The sequence below is a fragment of the Stenotrophomonas sp. STEN029 genome (assembly GCF_056760015.1).
Map to the genome: position 1 here is coordinate 1 of NZ_JBRREC010000053.1, position 23,400 is coordinate 23,400.

Annotated in this window: 23 protein-coding genes, 1 tRNA gene and 1 riboswitch; of the genes, 16 read left to right on the forward strand and 8 right to left on the reverse strand. The window is 64.2% G+C overall.

All coding sequences use genetic code 11. The features are described from left to right. Positions 1-128: 128 nt before the first annotated feature. Positions 129-935 carry a DUF2884 family protein gene (locus tag ACVOLI_RS12445; protein ID WP_481614659.1) on the reverse strand — a complete coding sequence of 269 codons (807 nt, stop codon included), beginning with the start codon at positions 933-935 and terminating at the stop codon, positions 129-131. 269 nt (positions 936-1,204) lie between these two features. Continuing rightward, a riboswitch (cobalamin riboswitch) is annotated at positions 1,205-1,421 on the forward strand. 271 nt (positions 1,422-1,692) lie between these two features. On the opposite strand from ACVOLI_RS12445, the gene ACVOLI_RS12450 reads away from it, so the two are divergent. The 5 genes from ACVOLI_RS12450 (at position 1,693) to ACVOLI_RS12470 (ending at position 8,017) form a co-directional block, all read left to right on the forward strand. Further along, positions 1,693-4,002 carry a ribonucleoside-diphosphate reductase subunit alpha gene (locus ACVOLI_RS12450; RefSeq protein ID WP_481614675.1) on the forward strand — a complete coding sequence of 770 codons (2,310 nt, stop codon included), beginning with the start codon at positions 1,693-1,695 and terminating at the stop codon, positions 4,000-4,002. 145 nt (positions 4,003-4,147) lie between these two features. Beyond that, positions 4,148-5,167: a ribonucleotide-diphosphate reductase subunit beta gene (locus ACVOLI_RS12455; RefSeq protein ID WP_303748362.1), complete on the forward strand. Its 1,020-nt coding sequence runs from the start codon at positions 4,148-4,150 to the stop codon at positions 5,165-5,167. A gap of 389 nt (positions 5,168-5,556) precedes the next feature. Next, complete coding sequence (locus tag ACVOLI_RS12460; protein WP_282267570.1) at positions 5,557-5,961, forward strand: acyl-CoA thioesterase; 405 nt, start codon at positions 5,557-5,559, stop codon at positions 5,959-5,961. 11 nt (positions 5,962-5,972) lie between these two features. Further along, the gene (locus ACVOLI_RS12465) at positions 5,973-6,833 is read left to right on the forward strand and encodes an NAD-dependent protein deacetylase (protein ID WP_481614660.1); all 861 of its coding nucleotides are present in this window, start codon (positions 5,973-5,975) and stop codon (positions 6,831-6,833) included. A 74-nt stretch (positions 6,834-6,907) separates the two neighbouring features. Next, positions 6,908-8,017 (forward strand): NADH:flavin oxidoreductase/NADH oxidase, encoded by a 1,110-nt coding sequence (locus ACVOLI_RS12470; protein WP_481614661.1) that lies wholly within the window; start codon positions 6,908-6,910, stop codon positions 8,015-8,017. 37 nt (positions 8,018-8,054) lie between these two features. On the opposite strand, the gene ACVOLI_RS12475 is transcribed toward ACVOLI_RS12470, so the two are convergent. After that, positions 8,055-8,993 (reverse strand): LysR family transcriptional regulator, encoded by a 939-nt coding sequence (locus ACVOLI_RS12475; protein ID WP_481614662.1) that lies wholly within the window; start codon positions 8,991-8,993, stop codon positions 8,055-8,057. 139 nt (positions 8,994-9,132) lie between these two features. On the opposite strand from ACVOLI_RS12475, the gene ACVOLI_RS12480 reads away from it, so the two are divergent. After that, a complete protein-coding gene (locus tag ACVOLI_RS12480; RefSeq protein ID WP_296247555.1) occupies positions 9,133-9,396 on the forward strand; it encodes a DUF2798 domain-containing protein in 264 nt (87 codons plus the stop codon). 98 nt (positions 9,397-9,494) lie between these two features. After that, a complete protein-coding gene (purU, locus tag ACVOLI_RS12485; protein ID WP_481507815.1) occupies positions 9,495-10,346 on the forward strand; it encodes a formyltetrahydrofolate deformylase in 852 nt (283 codons plus the stop codon). A gap of 28 nt (positions 10,347-10,374) precedes the next feature. Here purU and pncA read toward each other — a convergent pair whose 3' ends face one another. Both pncA and ACVOLI_RS12495 read right to left on the reverse strand, forming a co-directional pair. After that, positions 10,375-10,995 carry a bifunctional nicotinamidase/pyrazinamidase gene (pncA, locus tag ACVOLI_RS12490; RefSeq protein WP_481614663.1) on the reverse strand — a complete coding sequence of 207 codons (621 nt, stop codon included), beginning with the start codon at positions 10,993-10,995 and terminating at the stop codon, positions 10,375-10,377. A 653-nt stretch (positions 10,996-11,648) separates the two neighbouring features. Beyond that, positions 11,649-11,981, reverse strand: coding sequence for an SMR family transporter (locus tag ACVOLI_RS12495; RefSeq protein WP_481614664.1), 333 nt, complete (start codon positions 11,979-11,981; stop codon positions 11,649-11,651). Positions 11,982-12,276: 295 nt separating this feature from the next. Between ACVOLI_RS12495 and ACVOLI_RS12500 the strand changes: the two genes are divergently transcribed. Then, positions 12,277-12,624 (forward strand): DUF3307 domain-containing protein, encoded by a 348-nt coding sequence (locus ACVOLI_RS12500; protein WP_481546890.1) that lies wholly within the window; start codon positions 12,277-12,279, stop codon positions 12,622-12,624. 145 nt (positions 12,625-12,769) lie between these two features. Here the strand turns inward: ACVOLI_RS12500 and ACVOLI_RS12505 are convergent, their stop codons facing one another. Together ACVOLI_RS12505 and ACVOLI_RS12510 are read right to left on the reverse strand one after the other, a co-directional pair. After that, positions 12,770-14,374 carry an ArnT family glycosyltransferase gene (locus ACVOLI_RS12505; RefSeq protein WP_481614665.1) on the reverse strand — a complete coding sequence of 535 codons (1,605 nt, stop codon included), beginning with the start codon at positions 14,372-14,374 and terminating at the stop codon, positions 12,770-12,772. Positions 14,375-14,535: 161 nt separating this feature from the next. Continuing rightward, on the reverse strand, positions 14,536-15,288 hold the full coding sequence (locus tag ACVOLI_RS12510) for a hypothetical protein (protein WP_481614666.1): 753 nt from the start codon (positions 15,286-15,288) through the stop codon (positions 14,536-14,538). Positions 15,289-15,404: 116 nt separating this feature from the next. Between ACVOLI_RS12510 and dusA the strand changes: the two genes are divergently transcribed. From dusA to ACVOLI_RS12530, 4 genes are all read left to right on the forward strand, one after another. After that, a complete protein-coding gene (gene dusA / locus ACVOLI_RS12515; RefSeq protein ID WP_481614667.1) occupies positions 15,405-16,394 on the forward strand; it encodes a tRNA dihydrouridine(20/20a) synthase DusA in 990 nt (329 codons plus the stop codon). 199 nt (positions 16,395-16,593) lie between these two features. Further along, positions 16,594-16,977, forward strand: a complete 384-nt coding sequence (locus tag ACVOLI_RS12520) for a PepSY domain-containing protein (RefSeq protein ID WP_343229762.1) — start codon at positions 16,594-16,596, stop codon at positions 16,975-16,977. 73 nt (positions 16,978-17,050) lie between these two features. Then, complete coding sequence (locus tag ACVOLI_RS12525) at positions 17,051-17,734, forward strand: response regulator transcription factor (protein WP_057627010.1); 684 nt, start codon at positions 17,051-17,053, stop codon at positions 17,732-17,734. A gap of 23 nt (positions 17,735-17,757) precedes the next feature. Beyond that, entirely contained in the window at positions 17,758-19,185 is a 1,428-nt protein-coding gene (locus tag ACVOLI_RS12530; protein ID WP_282267579.1) for an ATP-binding protein, read from the forward strand. A gap of 250 nt (positions 19,186-19,435) precedes the next feature. On the opposite strand, the gene ACVOLI_RS12535 is transcribed toward ACVOLI_RS12530, so the two are convergent. Together ACVOLI_RS12535 and ACVOLI_RS12540 are read right to left on the reverse strand one after the other, a co-directional pair. Continuing rightward, the gene (locus tag ACVOLI_RS12535) at positions 19,436-20,182 is read right to left on the reverse strand and encodes a M90 family metallopeptidase (RefSeq protein ID WP_481614668.1); all 747 of its coding nucleotides are present in this window, start codon (positions 20,180-20,182) and stop codon (positions 19,436-19,438) included. Positions 20,183-20,190: 8 nt separating this feature from the next. Beyond that, on the reverse strand, positions 20,191-20,478 hold the full coding sequence (locus ACVOLI_RS12540; protein WP_481614669.1) for a hypothetical protein: 288 nt from the start codon (positions 20,476-20,478) through the stop codon (positions 20,191-20,193). Positions 20,479-20,603: 125 nt separating this feature from the next. Between ACVOLI_RS12540 and birA the strand changes: the two genes are divergently transcribed. The 4 genes from birA (at position 20,604) to ACVOLI_RS12560 (ending at position 23,318) form a co-directional block, all read left to right on the forward strand. Continuing rightward, the gene (birA, locus tag ACVOLI_RS12545) at positions 20,604-21,569 is read left to right on the forward strand and encodes a bifunctional biotin--[acetyl-CoA-carboxylase] ligase/biotin operon repressor BirA (protein ID WP_481614670.1); all 966 of its coding nucleotides are present in this window, start codon (positions 20,604-20,606) and stop codon (positions 21,567-21,569) included. Then, positions 21,566-22,303: a type III pantothenate kinase gene (locus ACVOLI_RS12550; protein ID WP_481614671.1), complete on the forward strand. Its 738-nt coding sequence runs from the start codon at positions 21,566-21,568 to the stop codon at positions 22,301-22,303. Before birA ends, ACVOLI_RS12550 begins: the two co-directional genes overlap by 4 nt. Positions 22,304-22,312: 9 nt before the next feature. Continuing rightward, on the forward strand, positions 22,313-23,137 hold the full coding sequence (locus ACVOLI_RS12555) for an SPOR domain-containing protein (RefSeq protein ID WP_481614672.1): 825 nt from the start codon (positions 22,313-22,315) through the stop codon (positions 23,135-23,137). 105 nt (positions 23,138-23,242) lie between these two features. Next, positions 23,243-23,318 (forward strand) — tRNA-Thr (locus ACVOLI_RS12560). Positions 23,319-23,400 lie beyond the last annotated feature (82 nt).

Sequence of the window (23,400 nt, forward strand, 5' to 3'; positions counted from 1 at the left end):
CCTCCGGCGGGCGCCCGCTCCCCCCCCCGCTAACCCCGCCGCCGCTCGGGGCGGCGCGCGGCGCCCGCCAGCCCCCGCCCCTCCGGCGCGCCGCCGCCCCCCCCCCCCCCACTACCGATGGCGCGCTTTTACCTCGTCGGCAACGGAATGCTGTCGTCCTGGCCTTGCTCGCGCGCCGCCATCGTCGCGCCATCGCCGCTCACGCGCATCATCTGCAGAGGTTGGCCATCGAGGCGGAACTCAAGTGCCGACTGCAGCCTATCCAGCGCCTGTACCTGCGTGCACAACGACCGCGCGTGCTGTTCCAGGGCAACAGTACGGTCTTGCAGGCGCTGTTCCAGTTCGGCGTCGAGTTTTTCGGTGCGCTTGTCCAGCTTGTCCTCGCCGCCGGTGAATACCGCCCACAGCACGCTACGGGCGATCGAGCCACTCAGGCTCTCTGCCGCCGCTTCCACCCGCGCCTCAAAGCCATCGTCGAACAGGTCCTGCTCCCAGCGGCCACGGCCAATGGTGGTGTCGACGAAGCGTTCGGCTTCCTTGCGCAGCCTGCGCACCTTGCGTGAGTTGGCGTCGCCGGTCAGTGCTTCGTAGACCGCATCCAGGGTGTCGAAGCTGATGCCCACCGATTCCTTGGCGATGCCAGTCACCGCCGGCATCAGCCGGCGCACGCCATCCTCCAGGGCGCGCAGCCGTTGTGCATCTTCCGATGAGACCGTCTGCATGCGGTTGTCGATGCTCAGCTGGCCGTCGTGGAACACGATCTCGCGCATCGGCAGCGTATCGCGACGCAACCAGATACCGCCGCCGTCGACCAGCACGTTGTAGTCGGTGGACACGCCGCACTGGTCGGCGGACAGCTCCGGCGCCTTGACCGTGCCTGCCTGGGCGGCCAGTGGCAGCAGCAGGGCCAGCGAAGTGGCGATGGGCAGGCGCATGGCAGAAGCTCGTGGTGGGAGGGCACGACCAGCTTGGCCGCTCGCGGCAAGAGCTGCGCCGGCCGGAAGTCACGTCCAGAAATTTCATCAGAAATTTACGTTATCAAGTCAGGTGGTTTTCCTACAAAAAAACTCTGCAAAAGGCTTGACTGCGCACGCCGTTCGAGCAGGTTCCGCTGTCCGGTCCGGGCGCCAGACAGTCCAGGCCTTGTGCCACAAGGCTTGGCAAAGAAATACTAGATTTGGTGTTGACCCTGTAATACACCCCCACTATCTTGTGCTCCGTCGGTTCTGGCGGAATTTTCCGTCGGATTAATAGGGAAGCCGGTGATGCCTTCAAGGCTAGTCCGGCACTGCCCCGCAGCGGTAATTGGGAACGACCCCGCCAACAGCACTGAGGCACAGGCCTTGGGAAGCGGCGGAGTAGGAGAAGGCCCCCGCCTTCCTGCCCATGAGTCCGAAGACCTGCCGACAGCCACGCGATGCACACCGCGTGGTGCCGGCTGCGGTGTCTTCGAGGGGAAGACGGCTGGTGACGTGGTGCCGTGGCTGCTGCCGACCCTGGGTCGTGCGCTGTCGCGGCTGCTGCGACGCCGTCCTTCCATGCTCGCTGCTCCGTACCGGCTCTGCTTCCTGCGCGGGCAGGAGCTGCGTGCATAACGTTTGCAAGGACACCATCGTCGTGACTGCCACTCATACTGACGTCGCTCCGGCTGAAGCCGGTTTTGAACTGACCCCGCCGCCGACCGCCACCGCCATGAGCGTGACCAAGCGCAATGGCAGCACCGAGCCGGTAGACCTCAACAAGATCGTCCGCGCCATCCAGCGTTGCTGCGAAGGCCTGCACGCGGTGGACCCGATGCGGGTGGCCACACGCACCATCTCCGGCCTGTACAACGGCGCCAGCACCCAGGAACTGGACGAGCTGTCGATCCGTACCGCCGCCCTGCTGATCGGCGAAGAGCCCGAATACGGCCGCCTGGCCGCACGCCTGCTGGCCAACTTCATCGGCAAGGAAGTCTCCGGCCAGGAAATCCATGCGTTCTCGCAGTCGGTTGGCCGTGGCCACGAAGTCGGCCTGATCAACGACCGCCTGCTCAACTTCGTGCAGGTCAATGCACGCAAGCTCAACGACGCGATCGATCCGTCCTATGACCTGAACTTCGATTACTTCGGCCTGCGCACCATGTATGACCGCTACCTGCTGCGGCATCCGCATTCGCGCAAGGTCATCGAAACCCCGCAGCAGTTCTTCCTGCGCATCGCCAGCGCGCTGAGCGAGGACGTGCCCGAAGCACTGGCGCTGTACCAGCGCCTGGGCAGCCTGGACTACCTGCCGTCCAGCCCGACCCTGTTCAATGCCGGCACCAGCCACGAGCAGCTGTCCTCGTGCTTCCTGCTGGACTCGCCGCAGGATTCGCTGGAATCCATCTACGACCGTTATGCCGACATCGCCCAGCTGTCCAAGTTCAGCGGCGGCATCGGCGTCAGCTATACCCGCGTGCGTTCGCGTGGCTCGCTGATCAAGTCCACCAACGGCCACTCCAACGGCATCGTGCCGTGGCTGAAGACGCTGGATTCCTCGGTGGCTGCGGTCAACCAGGGCGGCAAGCGCAAGGGCGCGGCCTGCGTCTACCTGGAAACCTGGCACGCCGACATCGAGGACTTCCTCGAACTGCGTGACAACGCCGGTGATGACGCGCGCCGCACCCACAACCTCAACCTGGCCAACTGGGTGCCGGACCTGTTCATGCAGCGCGTCGAGGCCGACCAGGAATGGTCGCTGTTCGATCCGCGCGTGGTGCCGGAGCTGACCGACCTGTTCGGCCCGGCCTTCGAGCAGGCCTATGTGCAGGCCGAAACCCAGGGCAAGGCACGCAAGACCGTGTCGGCACGCAAGCTGTATTCGCGGATGATGCGCACCCTGGCCGAGACCGGCAATGGCTGGATGACCTTCAAGGACAAGTGCAACCTGGCCAGCAACCAGACCCTGCGCGCCGGCAACGTGATCCACCTGTCCAACCTGTGCACCGAGATCCTGGAGATCACCTCCAACGACGAGACCGCAGTCTGCAACCTGGGCTCGATCAACCTCGGCAACCACCTCGATGCACATGGCGATTTCGATTTCGAGAAGCTGGCCGAGACCGTGCGCCTGGCCGTGCGCCAGCTTGACCGCGTCATCGACCTGAACTTCTACCCGATCGAAACCGCACGCCGTGGCAACCTGCGCTGGCGCCCGGTCGGCCTGGGCTGCATGGGCCTGCAGGACGTGTTCTTCCGCAAGCGCCTGGCATTCGACTCCGCCGAAGCACGCACGCTGTCGACCAAGATCGCCGAAGCCATCTATTTCCACGCGCTGGAAGTGTCCTGCGAACTGGCCCAGGAGCGCGGCAAGCACCCTTCGTTCAATGACACACGCGCTGCCCACGGCGAGCTGCAGTTCGATGCCTGGAACGTGGTGCCGGACGACGTCGAGCGTTGGGACGCACTGCGCGAGCGCATCAAGCAGCACGGCCTGCGCAACTCGCTGATCATCGCGATCGCGCCGACCGCAACCATCGCTTCCATCGCCGGTTGCTACGAGTGCGTCGAGCCGCAGGTATCCAACCTGTTCAAGCGCGAAACTCTCTCCGGCGACTTCCTGCAGATCAACCGCCACCTGGTGGCCGAGCTGAAGCAGCTGGGCCTGTGGACGCCGGAGGTGCGCGATGCGATCAAGCTGGCCGACGGTTCCATCCAGAGCCTGCAGCAGATCCCGGAAACCCTGCGCCACATCTACCGCACCGCATGGGAACTGCCGATGCGTTCGCTGATCGACATGGCCGCCGCGCGCGGTGCCTATATCGACCAGTCGGCCTCGCTCAACCTGTTCATGGAAAGCCCGAACATCGGCGCGATGTCGTCCATGTACATGTACGCCTGGAAGCAGGGCATCAAGACCACGTATTACCTGCGCTCGCGCCCGGCTACAAAGATCGCCAAGACCACGGTCAGCAGCTACACCCCGGTGGAAGCCGTGGCCTGCTCGCTGGAAAACCCGGAAGCCTGCGAAGCCTGCCAGTAACTGCTTAAGCCCCTCTCCCGCCTGCGGGAGAGGGGTTGGGGTGAGGGCGCTCTTAAAAGCACGTAGCGCCCCCCCCAAGGAACCAACCCTCATCCGGCGCTACGCGCCACCTTCTCCCGCAGGGAGAAGGGAATGGAGACCCAAAATGTCCGATTCCCCCCGCCAAATGCTGCTCGATCCCGGCTTCGAGCTGACCCTGCGTCCGATGCGTTACCCGGACTTCTACGAGATGTACCGCAACGCGATCAAGAACACCTGGACGGTGGAGGAGATCAATTTCCAGATCGACATCACCGACCTGCACCAGAAGATGTCGCCGGCCGACCAGCACCTGATCCATCGCCTGGTCGCGTTCTTCGCCACCGGTGACTCGATCGTGTCGAACAACCTGGTGCTGAACCTGTACCAGCACCTCAACGCGCCGGAAGCGCGCATGTACCTGTCGCGCCAGCTGTACGAAGAAGCGCTGCACGTGCAGTTCTACCTGACCCTGCTGGACAACTACCTGCCGGATCCGGAAGAGCGCTTCAAGGCCTTCGCCGCGGTGGAGAACATCGACTCGATCAAGAAGAAAGCGGCGTTCTGCTTCAAGTGGATCGATGCGCTGCAGGAAACCAAGCGCCTGGAAACCCGCGACGATCGCCGCCAGTTCCTGCTCAACCAGATCTGCTTCGCTGCCTGCATCGAAGGCCTGTTCTTCTTCGCCGCGTTTGCCTACGTGTACTACTTCCGTTCGCGCGGCCTGCTGCCGGGCCTGGCCTCGGGCACCAACTGGGTGTTCCGCGACGAGAGCTGCCACATGGAGTTCGCGTTCGAGTGCGTGCGCAAGATCCGCGCCGAAGAACCGGACCTGTTCGACGCCAAGATGGAGCAGGAGGTCTACCAGATGCTGGAAGAGGCCATCGACTGTGAAGTGCAGTTCGCCGAGGACGTGCTGTCCGGCGGCGTGGCCGGCATCTCCACCCGCGACATGCGCGAGTACCTGCAGCACTGCGCCGACAACCATTTCCTGAAGCTGGGCATGGCCAAGAAGTACAACGTGCGCAACCCACTGCCGTTCATGGAACTGCAGGATGTGCAGGAACTGACCAACTTCTTCGAGCGCCGCGCCTCTGCCTACCAGGTCGGCGTGCAGGGCGAAGTCGCGTTTGATATGGCGTTCTGATCGACCCTCCCCCTTGCGCGAAGCGCGCTTGTCTCCCTCCCTTGCGCGAAGCGCAGGGGAGGGGCGGGGAGGGGTGCTTTGGGCTCTACACGTAGCGCCCGATTGCAGTTTTTTTGGGAAACCACCGGCAACAGCAACAGCAACGGCACCCCTCCCCAGCCCTCCCCTCGGCTGCGCCGAAGGGAGGGGGCAGAGCGCCGCAGCTGTGCTTGTCTCCCTCCCTTTCACCGCAGGTGAAGGGGAGGGTTGGGGAGGGGTGCTTTGCAGGCTTCTGAGGCTTTATCAGCTTCGCGGCTCACGCCGCTCCTGCAAAAGCTCCTGCAGCTGCGTACACAAGCTGCACAGCTTCGCGGGCGTATCATCTGCGCCAACTTACAGGTGATGCCTCCATGACCCCCATCGTCGAAACCAATCCGCCGGTCGAAGTCCGCATGGCGGAAATCGTGTTCCCCAACCACACCAACCATATGGGCACGCTGTTCGGCGGCCAGGCGCTGGCGTGGATGGACAAGGCGGCCTTTCTCGCCGCTGCCCGTTATTCGCGTTGCACCGTGGTCACCGCACGCTCGGACCAGGTCGATTTCAAGCTGCCGATCCGCATCGGGCAGATGGTGGAAACCATCGGCCGGGTGGTCAAGGTTGGCCGCAGCTCGATGCATGTGGAAGTCGAACTGATCGCCGAAGACCTGCACAACGGTGAGCGTGCGCTGTGCACCAAGGGCACCTTCGTGATGATCGCACTCGATGGCGAAGGTCATCCGACCACCGTGCCGACGCTGCCGACGCAGGCCTGAGCCGCACGGCGATGACCACTTCATCGGCACAGACGGGGCGCTTGGCGCCAGCAGTGATCACCGAACTGCCGCAGTTCATTGCCGGCCATCGGCGCCTGTTCGTGGTCACCGGTGCCGGTTGCAGCACCGACTCCGGCATCCCCGACTATCGCGACCGCGATGGTCAATGGAAGCGCACGCCGCCGGTGAGCTACCAGGCGTTCATGGGCGAGGAAGCAACCCGCAAGCGTTACTGGGCGCGAAGCCTGCTGGGCTGGCCACGCTTCGGCCAGGCGTTGCCCAATGGCACGCACCGTGCGCTGGCGGCATTGGAAGCCGATGGTCGCATCGAGCTGCTGCTGACCCAGAACGTGGACTGCCTGCACCAGGCGGCCGGCAGCCAGACCGTGATCGATCTGCACGGTCGGCTTGACCAGGTGCGCTGCATGGGCTGTGAAGCACGCAGCTCGCGTGCGTTGCTGCAGCAACGCCTGCTGGATGCCAACCCGGGCTGGGACGTGCTGGAAGCCGGCATCGCGCCCGATGGTGACGCCGATATCGAGGCTGATTTTTCTTCGTTCGATGTGCCTGCCTGCGAAGCATGTGGGGGCATATTGAAGCCGGACGTGGTGTTCTTCGGCGAGAACGTGCCGCGTGAGCGGGTCGCGGCGGTGCACGAGCACCTGCAGCGCTCCGACGCGGTGCTGGTGCTGGGTTCGTCGCTGATGGTGTACTCGGGTTTCCGCTTCGTCGATGCCGCTGCCAAGGCCGGCTTGCCGATAGCTGCCGTCAATCTTGGCCGCACGCGCGCCGATCACCTGCTGTCGTTGAAGGTGGAAATGCCCTGCGCGCAGGCACTCGCGTTCCTGTTGGACGGCATCAAGACGCAGTGATCCATCCCGCCGGTTGAATCAACGGGCGCTGCGGCGTGCAATGGGCGCCCCCACTGTTGATGGACGTCCCCCACGTGAGCCAGCTTTTCTCACCGTTGTCGCTAGGCCCGCTTTCCCTTTCCAACCGTATCGTCATCGCGCCCATGTGCCAGTACTCGGCGCAGGACGGGCAGGCCACCGATTGGCACACGATCCACCTGGGTCAGCTGGCGCAGTCCGGCGCCGGCCTGTTGATCATCGAAGCCACGGCAGTTGAGCCGCGTGCGCGCATCAGCTGGGCCGATCTTGGCTTATGGGACGACGCTACCGAGGCAGCGCTGGGCAAGGTGCTGGCATCGACGCGACGCTGGTCGAACATGCCGATCGGTGTGCAGCTGGCGCATGCCGGGCGCAAGGCGTCCACTGCACGCCCGTGGGATGGTGGTGGCGCGATCGCCCCGGGTCAGGAGCACGGCTGGCAGGTGTTGGCGCCGTCGGCGTTGCCGTTCAAGGCCGGAGACCCGATCCCGGAAGCGTTGGATGAGGCCGGCATCGAAGCCGTGGTCGAAGACTTTGTCGCTGCCGCCAGGCGCGCGGTGCGGCTGGGTCTGGAGCTGATCGAGCTGCACGCCGCGCATGGCTATCTGCTGCACCAGTTCCTGTCGCCGCTGAGCAACCAGCGTGACGACGCGTATGGCGGCTCGCTGGAGAACCGCATGCGCCTGCTGCTGCGGGTATTCGATGCGGTGCGCGCGGTGGTGCCGGCCAATGTGGCCTTGGGTGTGCGGATCTCGGCCACCGATTGGGTGGACGGCGGCTGGGATGTTGCCCAGAGCATCGTGCTGGCCAAGGCGTTGGAAGCACGTGGCAATGATTTCCTGCATGTTTCTAGTGGCGGGCTGGACCCGCGCCAGCAGATTCCGGTCGAGCCCGGCTACCAGGTGCCGCAGGCCGCTGCGATCAAGGCCGAAATCGGCACGCCGGTGATCGCGGTGGGCCTGATCACCGAGCCGGCGCATGCCGAGGAAATCCTCGTCGATGGCAAGGCCGATGCGATCGGCATCGCCCGCGGCATCCTCTACGACCCGCGTTGGCCGTGGCATGCGGCCGCGGCCTTGGGCGCACAGTTGACGGTGTCGCCGCAGTACCTGCGTTGCGAGCCGCATGAGGCGCGCGGCCTGTTCAAGCCCGCCAGGCAGGGCTGACGCTCGCAAGGCGCCAGCGGCATACGGCCGCTGGCGCTCAGGCGTGATCGATGTCGATGCGCCAGGCCGGCGGCAGGGCATCGAGGATGTGCTGCAGCAGCGAGCGCACTTTCGGGGTCAGGTCGCGGCGGTCGCTGACGCACAGGAACAGGCGCATCGGCTCCGGTGAGGCCCGTGTATCGCCGCTGGCTTCATCCTGGAACAAGGCCTGCAATTCGCCGCGGGCCAGGTAGGGCGCGGCGACAAAGGCTGCCAGCCGGGTGATGCCGCCGCCGCGCGCCGCCATCGCTGCCAGTGCATCGATGTCGTCGCTGACCAATGCCGGTTGCACTTCGGCATCGAAGCGCAGGTCGTCGCGGACGAAGCCCCAACGCAGGTAGCGCCCATCCAGCGGGTAGCGGAACAACAGGCAGCGATGCTCGCGCAGCTCATCGGGTGTGCGCGGCTTACCGGCGATGGCCAGGTAGGCCGGCGCGGCACAGAACACGAACGGCACCTGCGCGATGGGCCGTGCCACCAGTCCCTCTTCCAGCTGCGGTTCGATGCGGATGCTGACATCCACGTCCTCATGGGCGTGATCGACGCTGCGGTCGGCCAGCAGCAGCTCCATTTCCAGTCGCGGGTAGCGCTGTTGCAGGGCCGGCAGCAATGGCGCAAGCACATGCCGGCCGAACGCAGCACTGCTGGCGATGCGCAGGCGGCCAGCGGGTATCGCGTCGGGATCGGTCACCGCTGCCTGGGCCCGCTGCAGGTCGCGCTCGATATGCCGCACCTGCGCCAGATACAACGCGCCACGTTCGGTCAGGGCCAATTGGCGGGTGGTGCGGTTGAACAGGCGCACGCCCAGATGGGCTTCCAGACGGGCGATGTTCTGGCCCACCGCTGCCGCACTGATGCCCAGGGTGCGCGCGGCAGCGGCCAGGCTGCCGGCGTCGGCGGTGCGGATGAAACTGCGGATGGATTGGAGAATGTTCATGCCGGTTGGCATTTTCCGGGAGGATTGCAAAGTAAATCTTTATAAAGCCCCAAGCCGACGCGATCTAGCCGTCCCCCGGTTCGCCGACTATCGTGCCCGGCCCGCAGCGCCTCATTGCTGCCTGCCTGGATCCCGCTGGATGCTCGACCCCCGTCCCACCGCCGTTGCCCGCTGGAAATTGCATGCGCGCACCACGCCTGTTGTTTTCGCGTTCTTCATGGCCTCGATCATGGCCATGCTGATGTGCCTGGTGATCACCGCCGCCAATGCCGGCATCGATGGCCAGTTCCCGGCGCGGGTGCTGTCCGCCTATTGCCTGGCGATGCCGACCGCCTTCTGCTGCGTGCTGCTGGTGCGGCCCTTGGTGATGCGGCTGGTGGCGCTGACGGTACATCCGCACTGAGCAGGCCGACGGGCAAACCGTGTCAGCTGCAACTGTCTTTGCTGGGAATCGACTGGAACGGTTACTTTCCACGACCCCACTGATAAATGTTGTTGGCCATGCGTCCTGATTTCATCCTCACCCTTTCCTGCCCGGACCGCACCGGCATCGTCTATCGCGTGTCCGGCCTGCTGTTCGAGTCGGGCTGCAACATCCTCGATGCCCAGCAGTTTGGTGATGACGAAAGCGGACGCTTCTTCCTGCGTGTGCATTTCGACATGAGTACCAGCGGGGATGAGCCGGTGGTGCGCGCCAGGCTGCAGGGCTTGGGCGAAGAGTTCGCGATGCAATGGGAGCTGCATGATGCGCGTCGCCGCGCGCGCCTGCTGGTGCTGGTCAGCAAGCAGGGCCATTGCCTCAATGACCTGCTGTTCCGCACCCATAGCCGCCAGCTGAAGGTGGATATCGCTGCGGTGGCATCCAACCACAACGACTTTGCCGGGCTGGCCGGTTCCTACAATGTGCCGTTCCATCACCTGCCAGTGAGCACCGAGAACCGCGAGCAGCAGGAACAACAGATCATCGACCTGGTCGAGCGTGAACGCATCGATCTGGTGGTGCTGGCGCGTTACATGCAGATCCTGTCGCCGCGTCTATGCCAGGCGCTGTCGGGCCGCGCGATCAACATCCATCACAGCTTCCTGCCCAGCTTCAAGGGCGCACAGCCGTACCACCAGGCGCATGCGCGCGGGGTCAAGATCATCGGCGCGACCGCGCATTACGTGACCTCGGACCTGGACGAAGGCCCGATCATCGAGCAGGACGTTGCGCGGGTGGATCATGCGATGACGCCGCGTGACCTGGTGCAGCTGGGCAGTGACACCGAGTCGCAGGTGCTTGCGCGCGCGGTGCGCCGCCATGTCGAGCATCGCATCCTGCTCAATGGCCACCGCACGGTGGTGTTCCGCTGATCAGTCGAGCCGGATCCGCAGATCGGGCCTAGTCGATGTGGATCCCGCATTCGTTCAAGGCGATGCGGGTGGCGGCATCGTTGGCTGCCGACACCGGACGGGTCAGCTCCCACAGGAAGCGCACGGCAAAGCCGCTGATGGCAGCATCCTGCGCACTCCACAGCACGCAGTAGTCACGTGCCAGTCCGCAGACATGGACTTCGCGGATGCCGCGTTCGTGCAGCCAGCCAGCCAGTCCGGTAGGCGCGCGCGTGGCCTGTGGGCCGATGTTCTCGCGGAACGCGCTATACGAATCCACGTCGCGCTGGGTGCCTTTGCGCAGGATCAGGTCGGCATGTTTCCAGTCCACGCGCGCATCCAGGCTGGCACCTGCGCTGCCCTGCACGCAGTGGTCCGGCCACAGCGTTTGTGGCTGGCCGTGCAGTTGGATGGAGTCGAAGGGTTTGTGTCCCGCGTGCTGGCTGGCGAACGAGGCGTGATCGGCCGGATGCCAGTCCTGGGTCGCAACCACGGTCTGATATTCACGCGCATCCAGCAGCGCAGCGATGGCGGGCACGATGGCATCGCCGTGCTGGCAGGGCAGGGCACCGCCGGGCATGAAATCCGGTTGTAGATCGATAACCAGCAGCGCAACGTCTGTTCCGTACATCGACAACTTCCTGACGCGGGGAAGCACAGTTTAAGCCAGTGCCGATCAATGCCACGTAGTGCCGAGCCATGCTCGGCAGGGGCATTACCAGATCACCTGTGGGAGTGGCATAAGCCGCGAAGCAGGCAACCTAAAAAGCACCCCACCCCAACCCTCTCCTTTGCTACGCAAAAGGGAGGGAGCGAAGCGGTAGTGCCGAGCCACGCTCGGCAGGGGCTTTACCAGCAATCCCAGTAGGAGCGGCGTAAGCCGCGAAGCAGGCAAGAGCCAAAGCACCCCTCCCCAACCCTTCCCTTCGCTACGCGAAAGGGAGGGAGCGAAGCGGTAGTGCCGAGCCATGCTCGGCAGGGGCATTACCAGATCACCTGTGGGAGTGGCGTAAGCCGCGAAGCAAGCAAGGTCAAAAGCACCCCTCCCCAGCCCTCCCCTTTGCTACGCAAAAGGGAGGGTGCGAAGCGGTAGTGCCGAGCCATGCTCGGCAGGGGCATTGCCAGATCACCTGTGGGAGTGGCATAAGCCGCGAAGCAAGCAACGTCAAAAGCACCCCTCCCCAACCCTCCCCTTTGCTACGCAAAAGGGAGGGCGCGAAGCGGTAGTGCCGAGCCATGCTCGGCAGGGGCCTTACCAGCGATCCCCGCCGGAGCCATGCCCGCTCAATGCGCCGACGAGCGCGAGAACAGGTTGATCACCAGCACCCCGGCGCAGATCAGGCCAATGCCGACGATGGCGGCCGCATCAAGCTTCTGTTTGAACACGAACCACCCGATCAAGGAGATCAGCACGATGCCGACACCGGACCAGATCGCATAGGCGATGCCGGTGGGTATCGTCCTCATCACCAGCGCCAGCAACCAGAAGCACACGCTGTAACCGGCCAGGGCGCCAACCGTTGGCCATAGCCGGCTCATGCCATCAGACGCCTTGAGCAGGGAGGTGGCGAGCACTTCCAGGGCGATGGCGCAGGCCAGCAGGGCATAGGCGTTCATGGCGGAGCTCGAATAAGGGGCCGCCAATTCTAGCGGCGCTGTTCTTACGCTACCGGTCTAGACTGAACCTGCCATGACGACCGCGGTCCGCGTGGCAGGCGCCAAGACAACAAGCACAGGTGGGTAAGTGGCCAGGCAGCGCGAGTGCTGCCGAGTCGGCATGCAGGGCGCACGCAGGGGGCGTGCCGGGCTTGCGTGTCGCCGGATATGGATCCCCGGAAGTTTGTGCAGCACAGATCGCGCCGGTACCCCAAGTGATGCCAGACTCCGATCCACGCCCCAACGCACACCCTAGATGACCTACTACACGCTGCTACAGATGTTTGGGTTGTTGATCTTTGCCCATGCCGTGGCCGACTACCCCTTGCAGGGTGAGTTTCTGTCGCGGGCCAAGAACCGGCATGCGCCGGTGCCCGATGTGCCCTGGTATCAGGCACTGGCCGCGCATGGCGTGATCCACGGCGGCGCGGTGGGCTGGATCACCGGCAGCATCGTGCTTGCGGTGCTGGAAACCCTGAGCCACATGCTGATAGATGACCTCAAGTGTGGCCATCGCATCAGCTACAACCTGGACCAGGCCCTGCACGTGGCCTGCAAGGTGCTGTGGCTGGCGTTGTTGTTGCTGATGCCGGACCTGCCCTGATCAGCACCACACGTAGAAGCTGGCCTCGGCAATGCCCACCTTTCTGGAGCTCTCGCCCACTGCCGTTCCCAGTTCTACCTGTTTCAGGGCATGTTCGTCATGCTTGAATCCTCGTTCGTCACCAGACCCACTGCTGTCGCAGTTTCTACTTTAGCTTGACCCCGGTTTCTGGGTGTAGGTCATCAATATTGTATTTCCGGATTCTCGCCGAGCGTACCTCGAACGTCGCCCAGCGGAACACGTAGGGGACGATCATCAGGCCGTCTACGTCGTCGTCGATATAGACAGTTACGCTGTCCCGCCATGGATTGGTCGGCACCCTGTAGTAGCCGTTCTCGCTGAAGTCTGCGGTCTTTGCACCCTTCCAATAGATGGTGGTGTAGTCGTAGAGGAATCCGCCCTTCATTTGCAGGGTCACCTCCGTGACGACCTTCCCTCCAGACCGAGGCGCGTCCAGCTTTATGATTGGAGGGGCATCAACTTCGTTGCGATAGCGGTGAGCAGTCAAGCGTGTCACGTTCTCTACGGGCACCGTCGACAGGTCAATAACTCGGTCATCGACGACTCTTGCTGTATCAAGGCGATCAAGCGTAACGCCCAGGTATCGGCTAAGACGGTACTCGGACATTTCTCGCGCCATGCGGTCCGGGAACACGTAGACGCTGAATGCGACGAGCGCGGCAAGAACTATGGACGCTGCGAGAAACCCGTACCGAACCATGGCCAGGCCAAGGTTCTTGGTTGCTCCCTTTCCTGCGAGTGACGGGAGCATGCCTATTGCTATCAGGGCGAATGGAATTGCGGGAAAAGCATATCGCGGCAGGCCATGGTACGGCGCGCTGCAAACCGTGATAACAAGCGGGATGCTCGCAACGAATAGCCAATCTATTCTCGCCCTGAGTGCTATTAGCGGGATCGCCAACAGTGCGGGAACCACGACGAGCGGTTGCAACAGTAGGAACGGGCGCAGCCAGAGCAAAGGATGCACTTGGCGTTCGTCCCACACGTCCCCCCACATGAACTGCAGGAAGCCAAATACCCGCCAACGGTAGTACACGGCTTCGTTCGGTGGCATGTTGCGTGCCACTACCTCGGCAAGGGTGCCATGCGACGATCCCATATCGATGAAATACGGCACCGCACCCCAAATTGCCGCGCCTTGGTCCGCATCGGTAAGTAGCACAAACCTCCCGAATGTGGCGAAGTTGCGGACCCACCAAGGCGCCATGAATACTGCGAAAGTGCCGACGAGCGCGATGATCTGGCGCAACCACTTTTCACGCGGTTGCATAATCAGTATGAACACGACGGCAACCAGCAAAAATGGTAGCGCCTGTGCACGCACATGGGTGGTCAGGGCCAGTAACATCCCTGCGACCATCAAGGGCCAGAGCTTGCCGGACTGGATGCCGATCAGCGCAACCCAAACAAAGGAAAGAAGCAGGGCTACGAAGAGCTGCTCTGTAAGCATGCGGTCCAGGTTATAGATGAACCCTGGGTAGACTGCAGCTAGGGCTAGCACAGTACAAATCGCCCATCGCTTCAAGTTCAGCCGGTGCATGACGAGCAGCATCAAGACGAGGGACGCGATGCTGAGGACTATGTTGGAAGCCAATACCGCTTCGGTTGAGCCGGGCGCAACCGAGCCAAGGGCTGCGATGAAAACTGGATATCCAGGAGAGAGTCTGAGTGTAGGCTCTAGCGGCACCTCGCCGCGAAACATGGCGCCATCCACCTCGCGGGTCAGCACTCCATAGTTTGCGATGCTTTGACCTGCGTACCAGTATGTCGTTTCGTCCCCAAGAACAATCGCGCGGGACGTGTCCGTGGACGTGATACGCAACGTCGCAGCCAGTATTAAGGTGGCTGCAATTGCAAAACAGTACAGCCACGTGCCTCTCATGCTTCGGCTCACGGCGTAGGCATCCGGTGCAGTGACGCTGGCTGCAGGTTGGTGTGTCGCATTAGCGACTTCCAGTTGCGGTGCCCGGTGACGATGGCCGCCTCGGGGGTGCCGTAGTCCTGTTCGAACAGCTGTGACGTGTCTTTGTGGCGTAGCTGGTGGAAGTACATGTTTTCGATCTGCTTACGCGCGCGCCTGAAAGTAGTGTCCATGTGGAATTGGTCCGCCAACGCCTTGGTCTCATCCGCCGTCGGTCGGCGATAGCGTTCCTGTGGCTTGGCGACGGCGTACTTGCGGCGCAGGGTAGGATGGGTGAAGGCCACCACATCGGGAATGTTGATGTTCCAGAGCGAGCTCGCAGCGACGAGCACTTCGCCCAGGAGCCTGACCTCCATGACCATCGTCGCCGACCTAGCTCCGTTCTCGCCGAGGCTGCGCTTGGCGACGTGATCCAGGATGTCTTCGGGCGTCAGAAGGGCAACCTCCTTGTGGCCCGTCGTCTCCTTCCAGCGTGTAAGGTTCCCGCGCTTAGCAGTCGACATCGGCTTGAAGCTGACCATCTCCTTTATGTATCGGTCGATCAGGTCGGCCAAGGTCATGCTGGCTTCCGGGGCGGTCTTGCCGGCCTTCAGGGCGTTCTCGGTAAGCTTTGCCTGAGCCTGTGCAGCCTTCTTTCCGTTGAAGTTCGTGGAGAGGGTAGGATGCCCCTTCAGGCGCACCAGGGCGCGCCATTTTTCCCCCCGTCGTTGGATCACCGCCATCTGGTACACCGCCTTTTCCTTGGTGCGCCGATGGTACATCGTGGCGAGAATAAGGGGGAGAATCAGGGGCTTACTGGGAGTTTTTAGCCCCCCATTTCAGATCTGGGTTTTTTCGTATGTCATTGAAATATGAAGTTAATGCCATTTCGGTTGCGCCGATGATGGACTGGACCGACAGGCATTGCCGGGTATTTCACCGGCTGCTGGCGCCGGGTGCGCGGCTGTATACCGAGATGGTGCACGCCAATGCTGTGATCCATGGCGACCGCGAGCGGCTGATCGGCTTCAATCCGGTGGAGCAGCCGCTGGCCCTGCAGCTGGGTGGCAGCGATCCCGATGCGTTGGCCCAGGCCGCGCGTATCGCTGCCGATTGGGGCTATGACGAGGTCAACCTCAATTGCGGCTGCCCGTCGGACCGGGTCCAGGCCGGGCGTTTTGGTGCCTGCCTGATGCGCGAACCTGAATTGGTTGCTGAATGCGTCGCGGCGATGGTGGCGGCGGTGGATATCCCGATCACCGTGAAATGCCGCCTGGGCGTGGACGAGGACAAGGACTATGAGGTTTTTGCCGCTTTTGTGGACCGGCAGGTACAGGCCGGCGCTGCAATGGTGGTGGTGCACGCCCGCAATGCCTGGCTCAAGGGCCTGTCGCCCAAGGAGAACCGTGAGATCCCGCCGCTGCGCTACGAATGGGCTTACCAGCTCAAGCGCGAGCGGCCGACGCTGCCATTGGTGATCAATGGCGGTATCGCCACGGTCGAGGCCGCGCAGCAGCACATGCAGCACCTGGACGGGGTAATGCTCGGCCGTGCCGCCTACCACGACCCTTATGTGCTGCATGCATTGGACTGTGCCCAGACCGGCCAGCCGGTGCGCGGGCGCGAGGAACTGCTGGTCGCGCTGCGTCCCTATGTGGAAGCGCAGCTGGCCGCCGGCCTGGCGCTGAAGCACATCACCCGCCACGTGCTCGGCCTGTTCCACGGGCAGCCGGGTGGGCGTGGCTTCCGCCAGGTGCTCAGCGAAGGCGCGCACCGACCCGGCGCTGACTGGGCCTTGGTCGAGCAGGCGTTGCAGGTCACCCGCAGGCAGGCAGAGCGGGTCGCCTGAGCCGGTGGGTTGGGCGGGGAAGGGCTCTTTGTTCGGTCAGCTTGCTGAACAAGTACGCGGGGCAGGGGGACGGGTTCAGATCGGATTCACCCCTAAAAATCAAGAATTTGGCTCAATTTCGTAAGGCCCATGAAAAATCTTCCCGGGTCGTGGTTTACGAATTTTGAACGTTGCCTCGCCGTCCGCTAGGATCTGTCCCATGCATTCGCTTTCCCGTCGTCGTCTGCTGGTCACCCTGATTGCCACGTTGGTTGTGGCCGGTCCGGGCGTGGTCGTGGCGTCGGCGCAGCAGCCGCAGCAGTCGCGGGGCGACAGCGCCCGTGTCGCCAGCGCTGATGGCGGTGCACGCGTGGCCCGCCAGGGCAATGACCGTTCGTTGTCCGATGCCGTCCGGCGCGTGCAACGCGAGACCGGTGGGCGCATTCTTGGGGCCGAACGCGTGCCGTATGACGGCCGCGACATCAATCGTGTCAAATACATGGATGACCGTGGGCGCGTACGCTACATGGACGACCCTGCGCCTTCACGAGACCACCCGCGCGACCAGCGGGCGGAGCTGCCACCACGCGGCGATAACTCCTGAACAGCGATAGTGGTTGTGGTTTTTGAATACACACGCTGGCCGTAAGGTCGGCCCAAAGTACTAGGGAGAGTTCATGCGTATCCTTCTGGTTGAAGACGAAGCCCCGCTGCGGGAAACCCTTGCGGCCCGCCTCAAGCGCGAAGGTTTCGCCGTGGATGCCGCTCAGGATGGCGAAGAAGGCCTGTATATGGGCCGCGAAGTGCCGTTCGACGTGGGCATCATCGATCTCGGCCTGCCCAAGATGTCGGGCATGGAGCTGATCCGCGCGCTGCGTGACGAGGGCAAGAAATTCCCGGTGCTGATCCTGACCGCCCGTTCCAGCTGGCAGGACAAGGTCGAGGGCCTGAAGCAGGGCGCCGACGACTACCTGGTCAAGCCGTTCCATGTCGAAGAGCTGCTGGCTCGCGTCAACGCGCTGCTGCGCCGCGCCGCTGGCTGGTCCAAGCCGACCCTGGAATGTGGCCCGGTTGCACTGGATCTGGCCGCCCAGACCGTGAGCGTGGCCGGCAGCAATGTCGACCTGACCAGCTACGAGTACAAGGTGCTGGAGTACCTGATGATGCATGCCGGCGAGTTGGTCTCCAAGGCCGACCTGACCGAGCACATCTACCAGCAGGACTTCGACCGCGACTCCAACGTGCTGGAAGTGTTCATCGGCCGCCTGCGCAAGAAGCTCGATCCCGATGGCGAATTGAAGCCGATCGAAACCGTGCGTGGCCGCGGTTACCGTTTCGCGATTCCGCGCAACGAGGGCTGAGCCCCGCCAAGGGGTAGAGCGTGATGACGGGCCGTCAGTGGCTATTGAAGCGTTGGCGGCCCCGCTCGTTGCAGGCCCGCCAGCTGCTGGCTGCCTCGGTGGGCCTGGTGGCCTTCCTGGCCTTGGCCGGTTACGCGCTGGATGCGGCCTTCGGCCAGACCGCGCGTGACAACCTCAGCGAACGCCTGAAGAACTACGCCACCGCCTATGCCGGTGGCATCGATTTCACCCGTGATGGCTCGCTGTACATCCGCGAACAGCCACCGGATCCGCGCTTTGATTTCCCCGGCAGCGGCCTGTACCTGCAGGTCGTCATGCCTGGCCATGTCGCGAACTCGATGTCGGCCGAAGGCCCGATGCTGCCGGACGTCAGCGAGCGCACGCTCAAGCCGCGCGAGGAAGTGTTCGAAGGCCCCTTGCCCATCACCCAGATCGACGGCACGCCCGGCGAGGTCTATCGCTATGGCATGGGTCTGGTGTGGGGCGGCGACGGCGCGCCGGAATCCGAGTTTCCGTACACCATCTATGTGCTTGAGGATTCGCGCGCGCTGGGCATGCAGCTGCGCAGTTTCCGCGCGGCGGTGTGGTTCTGGCTGGGCGTTACCGGCCTGATCCTGCTGTTGCTGCAGACGCTGGTGCTGCAGTGGAGCCTGCGTCCACTCAAGCGCGTGATCAACGAACTGACCCGCGTGCAGCGCGGTGAACGCGAGCGCATGAGCGAGCTGCATCCGCGCGAGCTGGAGCCGCTGACCGAAAGCATCAACGCCTTCATCGAAAGCGAGCGCGAAAACCTCGAGCGCCAGCGCAACACCCTGGCCGATCTCGCGCATAGCCTGAAGACGCCATTGGCAGTGCTGCGTACCCAGTTGGAAAGCGGCACCAGCAATGAGGCTGACCTGCGCGAGGAAGTCGGCGTGCAGCTGCAGCGCATGAACAACCTGGTGTCCTACCAGCTGGCACGTGCGGCATCGTCTGGACACAAGCTGTTCTCGGCACCGGTGCCGATCGAGGCCACCGCCGAAGAGATCGTGCGTGGACTGGAGAAGGTCTACGCCGCCAAGGGTGTGTTCTGCGAGTTCGAGGTAACGCCGGGGGTCAACTTCTACGGCGAGCCGGGCGACTTGCAGGAATTGCTGGGCAACCTGCTCGAGAACGCCTTCAAATGGGCCAACCGCCGCGTGTTGCTGACCGCAAAGCCGATCACTGCAGGCAACGGCAAGCGCGCCGGCCTGGTGCTGGCGGTGGATGACGATGGCCCGGGTATCGCCGAGGACAACATCGCCAAGGTGCTGCAGCGCGGTGTGCGTGGCGATGAGCGCGTGCAGGGCCACGGCATTGGTCTGTCGATCGTGCAGGACCTGATCAAGGCCTATCGCGGCGAGCTGCAGGTCAAGCGTTCCGAAGAACTGGGCGGCGCCCGGTTTGAAGTGACCTTGCCGCCGGGGATTTAAATCCGCGATGGATCATGGCTTCAGCAGGCCGTCTGCCTGTGCTCCGCACTGTTTGCTTGAGGAGCCAAAGCCAAAGCCAAAGTCAAAGTCAAAGTCAAAGTCAAAGTCAAAGTCAAAGTCAAAAACCAACCCCTCCCCAGCCCTCCCCTACGCACTGCGTGCGCAAGGGAGGGGGCAGGCTTCGCTCCCTCCCTTTGGCGTAGCCAAGGGGAGGGCCGGGGAGGGGTTCGCCGTTGATCTTGCTCTTGCTCTACCGCAGCGAAGCTTCAACCGGCCCATAAAACCGCCGCAGATGCGCCGCCACCGCCGGCATCGTCTGCACCAGCAGTTCCGGCGCGGAGAAGTGGTACTCGCTGACCACGGCGAAGAATTCCTCCGGCGCTTCCGCCGCATACGGATCAATCACGGTCTCAACGTTCGCATCCACCTGCGCGCAGAACGCGTCATAGGCCTGCTGGAAATCCCGCGCCCATTGCCGCTGCCAGTCGCGCGGCAGCGGCGGCGTGCCATCGATGGCGCCATCCAGTGCATCGATCTTGTGTGCCATCTCATGCACCGCCACGCAGAAGCCGGCCTGCGGATCGGCGATGTCAGCCTGCACATCGGCCCACGACAGGATCAGTGGACCGCTGCCCCAGGCCTCGCCGATCAGTTCGTCATCCCACTCATGCAATACCCCGGCCGCATCGGTATGGCTCTGGCGCACGCGGAAGGCATCCGGGTACACCACCAGTTCCGACCAGCCATGCAAGCCCTCGCGGCCGAACTCGATCAGCGGCAGGCAACACAGGGCGGCCAGCACCATGCGCTGGCCATCGTCCAGCTCCAGCCCGGCAACCGGGGTGATGGTCTTGCGCTGCAGGAACAGTTCCACCAACGCCCGCAGCTTGCGCTCGCGCTCGGCGGACAAGCCGGACAGCCACAGGCATTGCTGGCAGGTCTGCTGCCAGAGCGTGTCATCAAGTGGAGGCGGTGTGCGCTGCCACCAGCGCAACAACGACTGGATCAGCGGAACATCCCGGGCAGCAGGCGATGCCAGCGCGGTGCACGCAGGCGCGGCAGCAGATCATCGTCGCTGCCACCGCCGGCAGCACGCGGAGTAGCGGTCTTGGCCGGGGCCGGCGTTGCCGGCGGGGCGTTGGCGATGCCAACGGCAGCAGCCGGGGCGGCTACCCGCTCCACTTCGGCTGGCGCGTAGCTGCACGCACTTTGGCCAGCGCCGCCGAGCGCATCCGAAGCCTGCGCTGCAACCGGCGCCAGCAACAGGATCAGGCAATGAGCGAGGTGGCGCATCGTCAACATCCAAAGGCGGGCTAATTCCCGATTCTAGCCTGCTTTTTCTCCGGAAAAGGGGAGTGGCGCTGGGCGGCCTCCGGGGCTTGCCGCATAATTTCCCGGTCTGTTGTGAGGAAGCTGCTGTGGATGACTGCCAATTGCTGGCCAAGCTGGGGGCCGGAGCGTTGTCCGGCGATACGCTGGCGCGTGAGCTTGGGCTGACCCGGGCGGCCGTCTGGAAGCGTATTCAAGGGCTTCGCGCTGCTGGCGTGGCGATCGAGGGCCGCGCTGGCGACGGTTATCGACTTGCCCAGCCGGTTGAATTGCTGGATCCGGCACAGATCCGGGTGGGCCTGTCGGCGGCGGTGCAGCCATTGCTGTCCGAGCTGGAAATAGCCTGGTCATTGAGCTCAACCAACACGGAATTGCTGCAGCGCAGCGCGCCTGAGCGCGGAACGGCGGTCCTACTGGCCGAGCGACAGACCGGTGGTCGTGGCCGTCGCGGCCGCCATTGGGCCTCGCCGCTGGCTGCGCATGTCTATCTGTCACTGTCGCGCGGCTTTGGCGGCGGCCTGTCGCGGATGGGCGGGCTGAGCCTGGCGGTTGGCGTGGCCGTGGTCGAGGCCCTGCACGGGCTGGGCTTCCGCAACGCCGGCTTGAAGTGGCCCAACGACGTGGTCGTGGACGGGCACAAGCTCGGTGGCCTGCTGGTGGAAGGCGGCGGCGAATTTGCCGGGCCGGCGCGGGCGGTGATCGGGCTGGGCTTGAACGTGCGCATGCCGCAGGCCAGCGCCGCCGACATCACCCAACCGTGGACCGATCTGGATACGCTGGCCGGTGCCGAGGTGTCGCGTAATGCCGTGGTCGCGGCTTTGCTGGCGTCCCTGCTGCCCGCGCTGGAACAATTCGAGCAGTACGGCCTGGCCCCGTTCCTGCCGCGCTATGCGGGCATGGACGTGTTGCAGGGCCGCGCAGTGCGGGTGGAAGAAGCCGGCGTGCTGCACGATGGCGTGGCCTGCGGGCTCGCCGAGGACGGCGCATTGCGGGTGAATATTGACGGGCGGGAAACCTGTTTCCATGCCGGCGAAGTCAGCGTGAGGGCGGCATGAGCGATTGGTTGTTTGACCTGGGTAACTCGCGTTTCAAATTCGCGCCGCTGCACGGCAATCGCGCCGGCAGCGTGCAGGCCTGGGCGCATGGCGCCGAGGCGATCACCGCCAGCGCGTTGGAAGCCCTGCCGCAAGGCGATACCGCCTGGGTGGCCAGCGTTGCCTCGGCGACCTTGACCGACGAAGTCATGCAGATCCTGCTGGCGCGCTTCACCAAGGTGCAGGTGGCCAGGACCTTGCCGCAGTGCGCGGGGGTAACCGTGGCCTATGCGCGCCCGGAGAAGTTCGGCGTGGATCGTTTCCTCGGCTTGCTGGCGGTGGCGCCAGCGCAGAAATCGGTGCTGGTGGTCGGCGTCGGCACCGCGCTTACCATCGACCTGATCGATGCTGATGGCCTGCATCGTGGCGGCCGCATCGGTGCCTCGCCAACGGTGATGCGTGAAGCCCTGCATGCCCGCGCCGTGCAGTTGCCCGCCAGCGGTGGCGGCTACGCCGAGTTCGCCAACGACACCGCCGATGCATTGGCTTCCGGCTGCGATGGCGCTGCGGTGGCGCTGGTCGAACGCAGCCTGCGCCAGGCGCAGGTACTGCTCGGCAGTGAGCCGGCTTTGGTGGTGCATGGTGGCGGCGCATCGCCGTTGCTGCCGTTGCTGCCCGGGGCCGACTACCGACCGGCGCTGGTGCTGGATGGTCTGGCGCGCTGGGCAGTTCACCACGGCGCGTGCGCCCGGTAGGATCACCGCATGCTGACCCGTCTCCTTATCGTCCTGCTGGCCATCCTCAATGTTGGTGTCGCGCTGTGGTGGATGGCGCCTCGCGCTGAGCCGGTCGCCGTCGTGCCGCCTGCCGAGCCTGGCGTCGCCAGCCTGGAAGTGCTTCCTTCGCCGGCGCCCGGGAAGGTCAGTCCAGCAGTCCCGGCTGCTGCTGAAACACCGGTTGCAGCGGCAGTGGATGCTGCACCGCTCAACGCGGCGCCTGCGGCGGTTGCCGCTACGGAGGCCAAGCCGACTGCGCTGCCGCCAGCCGCCACCGCAGCGCTCGAAACCAAGACCGATCAGGCCAAGCCGGCCGAGATCAAGCCCGCCGAGACCAGACCGCCAGCCGTCGTGCAATGTGCCAGCCTTGGCCCGTATGCCACGCAGGCGCAGGCGCAGGCGGCCATGACCGCGCTGGGTGCTGATGCTGCCCGCCCGCGTCTGCGCGAGGTGCCCGGCAAGGCAGCCAGCAGCTACCGGGTGCTGATCGCCCCGGCGGCCTCACGCGAGGAAGCCCAGGCCACCGCCAAGCGCATCGTCGAGGCCGGTTTCAGCGATTACTTCGTTGTCTCCCAGGGCGAGGAGGCCAATGCCGTCGCGCTGGGGCAGTACCGCAACCGCGAAGGCGCCGAGCGCCGCCTGGCCAGCCTGACCGCTGCTGGCTTCCCGGCCAAACTGGCCACCAGCGGTACCGAAATCGCGCCCAGCTGGTGGGTGGACACCGCCACCGCCGGTGCCGCCACCCCGGCCAGCTTGAAGCAGCGTGCAGCTGCCGCCCAACAACAGTCGTTGGATTGCGCGCGTCTGCGGTAGAATGGCGCGCCCCGCCACGGCGGGGATCGGGAAGCACCGGTGTCGACTGGGCTTTCCCCAGGCTGCAGCGCTACCATCGCGTGACCGCAGCACGTAACACGTCTTGCCGCTTTAGCTCAGTTGGTAGAGCAACTGTCTTGTAAACAGTAGGTCATCCGTTCGATTCGGATAAGCGGCACCATCGCCTGATCCTATGGCGTCCAGGTAAGTCCAGAATTCATACTAAGCCCGCAGAAATGCGGGCTTTTTTGTGCGCTTTGGTC